This window comes from Vibrio sp. Y176, assembly GCF_033438945.1.
In genome coordinates, this window is sequence record NZ_JAWOQS010000798.1 from 1 (window position 1) to 603 (window position 603).

Sequence of the window (603 nt, forward strand, 5' to 3'; positions counted from 1 at the left end):
GCCTATACTCTTAACAATTCGTGAGTGATATCAGAGTCGCGCGACGCACTTATTCGCATCATAAATGGATAAGCCATTCAAGCATGTGTTTTTAAACGTTTATCTGCTGATTTGGGTGCGCATTGTCAAAATGCAGTGAACTTTCTACTGGATGGACCATTGCTACGCAGATATTCGCATATAATCCCTTACAGTTTTGGTTACTACTTAATAATTATGTTTCTAACACCTTATTTTTCAAACAATAATCATCAATTTCAATTCACTCGCGAACAAGCAAGTCACTTTGCTAAGCGTGTGGCTGGTGATTACAACCCTATTCATGATGAAGATAACAAACGCTTTTGTGTGCCTGGCGATCTGCTATTTGCCGTTCTACTAAGTAAAGAAGGCATCAGCCAAAAAATGCGCTTTCGTTTCTCTGGCATGGTAAATGATGGCATTGAGCTGCATATTGAAAATAAGTGTGAAAAAGAAAGCGCAGTCGTAGATGAGGCAGGCAAAGAATACTTGCACATGTCTCGTGAAGGCGAAACCAACCACAACCCGGCTTTTATTGAGCATGTGGTAACAAATTACGTGCAGTTTTCTGGCATGAACTTC

1 protein-coding gene is annotated in these 603 nt (G+C 40.3%); it reads left to right on the forward strand.

Annotation, left to right across the window (positions count from 1 at the left end; all coding sequences use genetic code 11):
• Positions 1 to 216 precede the first annotated feature (216 nt).
• Positions 217 to 603 (forward strand): DUF3581 family protein (locus R7O13_RS28720; protein WP_318305442.1); only part of this gene is annotated, 387 nt, incomplete at its 3' end.